The following is a 6884-nucleotide window of genomic DNA, read 5'->3' on the forward strand; positions in this document are numbered from 1 at the left end:
CGACCGGACAAGCCGGACGCGGCCGTCGTCCGGGACGCGCTCGGCGTCGGCATCGCCGTCGGGCTCTCCGGCTTCGCTTTCGGCGTCACCTCTGCCGGCTCCGGCCTCAGCCTGCTCCAGACCTGCGTCCTGAGTCTTCTCGTCTTCACCGGCGCCTCGCAGTTCGCCCTGGTCGGCGCGCTGGCCGCGGGCGGCAACCCGTACACCGCGGCGGCCGGGGCGTTCTTCCTGGGCGTCCGGAACGCGTTCTACGGTCTGCGGCTCTCCCAGCTGCTCGCCCTTCCCCGTGCGGTACGGCCCTTCGCCGCCCACTGGGTCATCGACGAGACGACCGCGGTCACCCTGCCCCAGCCCACCCGGCGGGCGGCGCGTATCGGCTTCACTGTCACCGGGCTCACCCTGTACGTGCTGTGGAACCTCACCACCCTGGTGGGCGCTCTGGGCGCCGAGGCACTGGGCGACACCGACGTGTGGGGCCTGGACGCGGCGAGTCCCGCGGTGTTCCTCGCGCTGCTCGCGCCGATGCTCAAGAGCACCACCGAACGCGTCACGGCGGGCCTGGCCGTCCTGCTGGCCCTGACGTTGCTGCCCGTGCTGCCGGCGGGCGTGCCCGTCCTGCTGTCGGCGTTCGCGGCGCCGATCGTCCTCTTCCTGATGGGACGGACGAAGCGGGGAGCGGACGCCAAGGACGACGCGGCTGCACAGCGGAAGAAGGGGGAGCGGCACTCATGAACGTCTGGATTGCCATCGGACTGACCGTGGCGGGCTGCTACCTCGCCAAGCTCCTGGGCCTGCTGGTGCCCGCAGGCGTGCTGGAGCGACCGCTGGTCCAGCGGATGGCCGCCCTGCTGCCCGTGGCGCTGCTGGCAGCTCTCACCGCGCAGCAGACCTTCGGCGACGGCCAGCAACTCCTTCTCGACGCCCGTGCCGCCGGTCTCGGGGCGGCCGCGCTCGCCCTGGTCCTTCGTGCTCCCTTCCTGGTCGTCGTCGGTGCGGGCGTCCTGGTCACGGCGGGCGTACGCGCGCTGGCCTGAGCACGTCGAGCGCCTGGGGAGCGAAGCCGCAGAGGAGCCCGCCCGTCACACCGGACACGCGGTCAGCCGAGCGGGCGACCGTACGCGCGGAGCGTCCCCAGGGCCCTGAGCGTCACCAGGGGGCGCCCTTCCAGCGCGGTTCCCGGGGCCCACTGACGCCAGGTCACGGGCCATCCGCCGTCCTCCTGCTGCTCGGCGGCCAGGTGGTCGAGCGAGCGTTCCAGCTCCTCGTCCGTGAACCAGTGGCGGGCCAGGGACCCGGGCGTACGGGCGTAGTCGTGCGGGAAGTGATGCTCGCCCGGCGCGTAGCCCGTCGCCACCGGGTACTCCGCCCGCCGGGAGGGTTCGAGCACGGCGAGCCGTTGTTCGCGCACCAGACGGCCGAGCCGGTCGGCCGCCGCCTCGGCGCGGGCCCGGTCCGGGGCGCAGTCCAGGAAGGCGACCGCGGCCTCGACCTCGTACGGATGGGACTGTTCCAGAGCCTCGACGGCGCTCCAGCAGAAGTCCGTCGCGCGGAACAGCCAGGCGTGCCACACCTGATTGCCGTGCAGCAGACCGACGACCGGTCCGGTCGTGAGCAGCTCCGCCGGCGGGTCGTCCACGATCGGGATGAACGGCGCCGCGGGATAGCCGCGCTGCGTGGGGAGCAGAGCGGGCAACGCGCCTTCTTTGGTTGATACATCGGTCAGAAAGCGACAGATCCGTTCCACGCGGTGTCCGTCGCAGCGGTCGATCGAATCAAGAACGCTCAGCGCATGGGCGGTGTGCAGCGGCTGGCTGACCGGACCCCGGAGATCGGGTTCCAGCGCGTGGCCGTAACCGCCGTCCTCGTTCAGATAGGCGGAGAGGGCTGTCTCGACGGCGTCGGGATCTCCGCCGAGGAAGCCATGGGCGAACCTCCGCTGTTCGAGGACACGGGCCGTGAGCCAGATGAACTGCTCGGCGCGGGCGAGGGTGTTTGCTCCGGTTCCAGCCATGGACCGACCGTAGAGGGGAAAGGAGCCGGGCACCTGCCCGGCGGACCGGCTGCACTCTCAGGAGCGGGATACTGGTGGCATGCGGTTGACGATTTTCTGGGAGCGGATGGCCGACCACTTCGGTGCGGCGTACGCGGACTCCTTCGCCCGTGACCATGTGATGGCCGAACTCGGCGGCCGCACGGTGCACCAGGCCCTGGACGCGGGCTGGGACGCCAAGGACGTCTGGCGCGGGGTCTGCGCGGCCATGGACGTCCCGGCGGACATGCGCTGAACGTCGTGCGGGTCCTGGTGCACATGCGCTGAACCCCGCGGCGACCCGTTCCTGGCGGGAGCGGAGCCGGGACGGTCGACCCGGGGCGGCGGACCGGTGGCCGGAGGCATGGGCCAGACTTGTCGCGTGCCATCGACAGACGAGACCGTCCCGGTCCAGCCGTCCGCCTCCCCACCCGCCCCGCCGGCCGCACCACCCGTGCCGCCGTCCGGCGGCGGCGGGGTCCGTATGCCCGGCTGGCTGCCGCGTGCGATGGTGCTGGCCCTGGCGCTCTACGCCTGCTTCCAGCTCAGCAGCTGGGCGTTCGACCAGCTCATCGGGTTGCTGACGAACGTGCTGATCGCGTTCTTCCTCGCGCTCGCCGTCGAGCCCGCGGTCGGCCGGATGGCGAGTCACGGCATACGCCGCGGGCTGGCCACGTTCCTCGTCTTCCTCGGCCTGATGATCTTCGGCGTCGGATTCGTGGTGCTGCTGGGGTCGATGCTCGCGGGCCAGATCGTCGACATGGTCGACGAGTTCCCCAAGTACATCGACTCGGTGATCAACTGGGTCAACCAGACTTTCCGCACCGAACTCTCCAGGGTCGAGGTCCAGGACAGCCTGCTGCACTCCGACTGGTTGCAGAAGTACGTCCAGAACAGCGCCACCGGAGTGCTCGACGTCTCCACCACGGTCCTCGGCGGGCTGTTCCGGCTGCTGACGATCTTCCTGTTCTCCTTCTACTTCGCGGCCGACGGCCCCCGGCTCCGCCGCACCCTGTGCTCCGTCCTGCCGCCGGCCCGGCAGACCGAGGTGCTGCGGGCCTGGGAGATCGCGGTCGACAAGACCGGCGGGTACATCTACTCGCGCGGTCTGATGGCGTTGATCTCCGGCGTCGCGCACTACATCCTGCTGGTGATCCTGGGGGTGCCCTACGCCCCGGCGCTCGCAGTGTGGGTCGGACTCGTCTCGCAGTTCATCCCCACCATCGGCACGTATCTCGCGGGCGCTCTGCCCATGCTGATCGCCTTCACGGTCGACCCCTGGTACGCGCTGTGGGTGCTCGGGTTCGTCGTGGTCTACCAGCAGTTCGAGAACTATGTGCTCCAGCCCAAGCTGACCGCGAAGACCGTCGACATCCACCCCGCGGTCGCCTTCGGATCGGTCATCGCCGGCACCGCCCTGCTCGGCGCGGTCGGCGCGCTGGTCGCCATCCCCGCCGTCGCCACGCTCCAGGCGTTCCTCGGCGCCTATGTGAAGCGGTACGACGTCACCGACGACCCACGGGTGCACGGGGGGAGCAGCCGCGTTCCCCGGAGGCCGTTGCCGTCACGGATACGCCGCCTGGTGAACGGCCCCCGGACCGCCGGCCGCGGTGGACCGGAGGGCACGTCGGGCGGGTCGCCTCAGCGGTAGCCGGTCACAGCGGGTGGTCTCGGCGGCAGCCCGTCACACCGGGCGGCGTCAGCGGTAGCCGGTCACACCGGGGGGCGTCAGCGGTAGCCGGTCACATCGGCCGGCAGGCCCGGGTCCTGGACCTCGGTCAGATACCGCCAGGCGTCGGGCCGGCTGCCGTCCATATCGGTGAAGCCGTACACCTGGGCGAGCTGCCCGCTGGAGAGCGACCTGCCGTTCCAGCGGGCCACCTCGGGATCGCCGGCGAGGGCGGTCACGGCACGGCCGACGTACGCGGGGGACTCGGAGATCGCGAAGTGGGGCGAGTGCGCGACGGCGTCGCGCCAGGCGGCCTCGGTCACCCCGTGGGCCTGGAGCATGGCCTCGGACCGGAGCCAGCCCGGGGTGAGCGCCACGGCCGTCGCACGGTGCGGTGCGAGTTCATGGCCGAGGGCGAAGGCCATCCGGTTCACCGCGGCCTTGGCCAGGTCGTAGAAGAACGAGACACGGTAGTTGGACGCGTTGTACTCGTCCGTCCCGTCGGTCATCTCGACGACCAGTCCGCCCGGTGTCTCGATCAGCAGCGGCAGCGCGAAGTGACTGGTGATGGCGTGGGTGTCGACGGCCAGCCGCAGGGTGTGCAGCCCGGTGTCGAGCGACGACTCCCACACCGGCTTGTCCCACTCGATCTCGGCGCCCCAGATGTCGTTCACCAGGATGTGCAGGGCCCCCTGCTCGCTCGCGACGCGGGCCACGAGCGCCCTGACCCGGTCGGGAACCAGATGGTCGACCTGGACGGCGATCCCCCGTCCGCCCGCCGCGTCGACCAGGGCCGCGGTCTCCTCGATCGTTTCGGGCCGGTCCATCTCGGAGCGCTCGGACCCGCTCGTACGACCGGTCACGTACACGGTCGCCCCGGCGGTGCCGAGCTGGACGGCGATCCCGCGGCCGGCCCCGCGGGTGCCTCCGGCGACGAGCGCCACACGGCCGGCCAGGTCGGATCCGGGGGCCTGCCCTCCGCGGGGCTTTCCGGCTTCCGCAGTCGCTCCCATACTGATCGAATATAGGGCGACATGTTCCAGTGCGCAGGCTCGGCCGTGTGCCTGCGGAAGGGGCGGGAGGCGCCCTGCCCGCTCCAGTACCGTGGCTTCGCATGACCGATGCCGAGATCGAGATCACCGCAGAGTTGGTTCGCGACCTGTTGCGGGAGCAGCATCCGGACCTTGCGGGGCTGGCCGTCCGCGAAGTGGCAGGCGGCTGGGACAACCAGCAGTGGCGCGTCGGGGACGTGTTGGCCGTACGCATGCCGCGCACCGAACGTGCCCCCGGTCTCCAGCGCAAGGAGCGGCGGTGGCTGCCCGTCCTGGCCCCGCGCCTCCCTCTCCCGGTCCCGAACCCGGTGCGGACCGGTGAACCGTCCGCACTCTTCCCGAAGCCCTGGACCATCATGACGTGGGTTCCCGGTGAGCCCCTGGACCACACCTCGATCGTCCGCGGCGACGACGCGGCCGACGCTTTGGCGCGCTTCCTCCGGGCGCCTCCACGTGGAGGCGCCCGCCGGGGCGCCGACCAGTGCGGACCGCGGCGCTCACCCCAGGATGTGCACGGACGGCTTCGACCACTTCTTCGAGGCCGTCGCACCCGGCGACATCGCCGACGAGATCCGGGCCGTCTGGGCCGACGCCGTCGCGGCCCCCGAGTGGAAGGGCCCGCCGGTATGGGTGCACGGTGACCTCCACCCCGCGAATGTCGTCGTCTCGGGAGGAACGCTCTCGGGCGTGATCGACTTCGGTGACATGTTCGCCGGTGACCCGGCGTGGGATCTGGCGGCCGCATGGGTGGTCCTTCCGGCGGGCGCCGCATCGCGGTTCTTCGACGTGTACGCGCAGGCGGACGAGGCGGCGATCCGCCGCGCCCGCGGGCTGGCCGCTCTGAAGGGCCTGGTCCTCATGCTCGTGGGCCGGAACGGGGACCAGGGCCTTCCCGGCGGCAAGCCGACCTGGGGACCCGCGGGCCGGGCAGCCCTCGATCGTGTTCTGAGGGGCGCTCGGTAACAGGCGCGGGGCCCGCGTGGTGCGCTTGACACCGAAATCGAGCATCCATTCTGATGGGATTCCGGCCGGGTTTTCCCGGGCCCGACCGTGGAGTTGTCCACAGGCCGGGAGGACGTCGAGGCCCATTGTCAGTGGCAGGGGTTAGCGTCTGTGACGTGAAGCGATCGACTCAAGCAAATCGGGTGGAACCCATGGCAGGAAACGACCGCGAGAAGGCGCTGGACGCCGCGCTCGCGCAGATTGAACGACAGTTCGGCAAGGGTGCGGTGATGCGCCTCGGTGAGCGGCCGAACGAGCCCATCGAGGTCATCCCCACGGGATCGACCGCCCTCGACGTCGCCCTCGGGGTCGGCGGTCTGCCGCGCGGCCGTGTGGTGGAGGTGTACGGGCCGGAGTCCTCCGGTAAGACGACGCTCACGCTGCACGCCGTGGCGAACGCGCAGAAGCTCGGTGGTTCGGTGGCGTTCATCGACGCCGAGCACGCGCTGGACCCGGAGTACGCGAAGAAGCTCGGCGTCGACATCGACAGCCTCATCCTGTCCCAGCCGGACAACGGTGAGCAGGCGCTGGAGATCGTCGACATGCTGGTGCGCTCCGGCGCCCTGGACCTGATCGTCATCGACTCCGTGGCGGCCCTGGTGCCACGCGCCGAGATCGAGGGCGAGATGGGCGACTCGCACGTGGGTCTCCAGGCCCGCCTGATGAGCCAGGCGCTCCGCAAGATCACCAGTGCGCTCAACCAGTCCAAGACCACCGCGATCTTCATCAACCAGCTCCGCGAGAAGATCGGCGTGATGTTCGGTTCGCCGGAGACCACGACCGGTGGCCGGGCGCTGAAGTTCTACGCCTCGGTGCGTCTGGACATCCGGCGGATCGAGACGCTGAAGGACGGGACCGACGCGGTCGGCAACCGTACCCGCGTCAAGGTCGTCAAGAACAAGGTCGCGCCGCCGTTCAAGCAGGCGGAGTTCGACATCCTCTACGGCCAGGGCATCAGCCGCGAGGGCGGACTGATCGACATGGGCGTGGAGCACGGCTTCGTCCGCAAGGCCGGCGCCTGGTACACGTACGAGGGCGACCAGCTCGGCCAGGGCAAGGAGAACGCCCGCAACTTCCTCAAGGACAACCCCGACCTCGCCAACGAGATCGAGAAGAAGATCCTGGAGAAGCT

General features: G+C 70.6%; 9 protein-coding genes. 7 read left to right on the forward strand and 2 right to left on the reverse strand.

The genetic code is table 11. The features are described from left to right. On the forward strand, positions 1-732 hold a 732-nt coding region (locus tag B9S58_RS22245; protein ID WP_103533853.1), incomplete at its 5' end, for an AzlC family ABC transporter permease. Then, positions 729-1034, forward strand: coding sequence for an AzlD domain-containing protein (locus tag B9S58_RS22250; RefSeq protein WP_103533854.1), 306 nt, complete (start codon positions 729-731; stop codon positions 1032-1034). The genes B9S58_RS22245 and B9S58_RS22250, both read left to right, overlap by 4 nt. A 62-nt stretch (positions 1035-1096) precedes the next feature. On the opposite strand, the gene B9S58_RS22255 is transcribed toward B9S58_RS22250, so the two are convergent. Continuing rightward, a complete protein-coding gene (locus B9S58_RS22255) occupies positions 1097-2011 on the reverse strand; it encodes a hypothetical protein (protein ID WP_103533855.1) in 915 nt (304 codons plus the stop codon). Between the two features lie 79 nt (positions 2012-2090). On the opposite strand from B9S58_RS22255, the gene B9S58_RS22260 reads away from it, so the two are divergent. Beyond that, positions 2091-2285, forward strand: coding sequence for a DUF3046 domain-containing protein (locus B9S58_RS22260; protein ID WP_030594640.1), 195 nt, complete (start codon positions 2091-2093; stop codon positions 2283-2285). 228 nt (positions 2286-2513) lie between these two features. Then, a complete protein-coding gene (locus B9S58_RS22265; protein WP_103533856.1) occupies positions 2514-3680 on the forward strand; it encodes an AI-2E family transporter in 1167 nt (388 codons plus the stop codon). 77 nt (positions 3681-3757) lie between these two features. Here the strand turns inward: B9S58_RS22265 and B9S58_RS22270 are convergent, their stop codons facing one another. Beyond that, positions 3758-4711, reverse strand: coding sequence for an SDR family oxidoreductase (locus B9S58_RS22270; protein WP_258044883.1), 954 nt, complete (start codon positions 4709-4711; stop codon positions 3758-3760). A gap of 101 nt (positions 4712-4812) precedes the next feature. Between B9S58_RS22270 and B9S58_RS40270 the strand changes: the two genes are divergently transcribed. The 3 genes from B9S58_RS40270 to recA form a co-directional block, all read left to right on the forward strand. Next, complete coding sequence (locus B9S58_RS40270; protein WP_374935703.1) at positions 4813-5391, forward strand: phosphotransferase; 579 nt, start codon at positions 4813-4815, stop codon at positions 5389-5391. After that, positions 5321-5713: a phosphotransferase gene (locus tag B9S58_RS40275; RefSeq protein WP_374935704.1), complete on the forward strand. Its 393-nt coding sequence runs from the start codon at positions 5321-5323 to the stop codon at positions 5711-5713. Before B9S58_RS40270 ends, B9S58_RS40275 begins: the two co-directional genes overlap by 71 nt. Before the next feature lie 191 nt (positions 5714-5904). After that, the coding region (gene recA, locus B9S58_RS22280; protein ID WP_103533857.1) for a recombinase RecA at positions 5905-6884 on the forward strand (980 nt) is incomplete at its 3' end.

Source organism: Streptomyces sp. SM11, assembly GCF_002910905.1.
GTDB lineage: Bacteria > Actinomycetota > Actinomycetes > Streptomycetales > Streptomycetaceae > Streptomyces.

What these genes read in the sequence shown, in the direction of transcription:
- B9S58_RS22260 (WP_030594640.1), top strand. Translation starts at nt 2,091, where the DNA reads ATGCGGTTGACGATTTTCTGGGAGCGGATGGCCGACCACTTCGGTGCG.
- B9S58_RS22265 (WP_103533856.1), top strand. Translation starts at nt 2,514, where the DNA reads ATGCCCGGCTGGCTGCCGCGTGCGATGGTGCTGGCCCTGGCGCTCTAC.
- B9S58_RS22250 (WP_103533854.1), top strand. Translation starts at nt 729, where the DNA reads ATGAACGTCTGGATTGCCATCGGACTGACCGTGGCGGGCTGCTACCTC.
- B9S58_RS22270 (WP_258044883.1), bottom strand. Translation starts at nt 4,711, where the DNA reads ATGGGAGCGACTGCGGAAGCCGGAAAGCCCCGCGGAGGGCAGGCCCCC.
- B9S58_RS22255 (WP_103533855.1), bottom strand. Translation starts at nt 2,011, where the DNA reads ATGGCTGGAACCGGAGCAAACACCCTCGCCCGCGCCGAGCAGTTCATC.
- B9S58_RS40270 (WP_374935703.1), top strand. Translation starts at nt 4,813, where the DNA reads ATGACCGATGCCGAGATCGAGATCACCGCAGAGTTGGTTCGCGACCTG.